Source organism: Olsenella uli (assembly GCF_016899935.1).
Classification (GTDB): domain Bacteria; phylum Actinomycetota; class Coriobacteriia; order Coriobacteriales; family Atopobiaceae; genus Thermophilibacter; species Thermophilibacter uli_B.
The window spans coordinates 1-258 of the sequence record NZ_JACJJK010000068.1 but is presented as its reverse complement, the minus strand read 5'-3'; the positions used below and the strand labels follow the sequence as shown (position 1 = coordinate 258).

Annotated in this window: 1 protein-coding gene; it reads left to right on the top strand. The window is 33.3% G+C overall.

Annotated features, from left to right (window positions below):
• Positions 1 to 258, top strand: a 258-nt coding sequence (locus tag H6A07_RS09870; protein ID WP_204814744.1) for a branched-chain amino acid transport system II carrier protein, incomplete at both ends; no start/stop codon positions are given.

Here is a 258-nt window from a genome sequence, read left to right as displayed (position 1 = left end):
TAATACTGGTGATGTTGGTACAGGCATATTATGCGCTGGTATGTTTATTGCTGCTTTTCGCGAAAAAGGCTATCGCACTAAACAAGAATACAATAAAATGATGCTCGGTATTATTATTGTAGGTTTTATTTTATTGTTCATCGTTTATGCAGGATTGGCATATTTAGGAGCTCAAGGCGTAAATTATTATGGTTTAGATGTAAATGCTACATTCTTATTAACTGATTTAGTAAAAAATTTGGCTGGCTATGAAGGTAG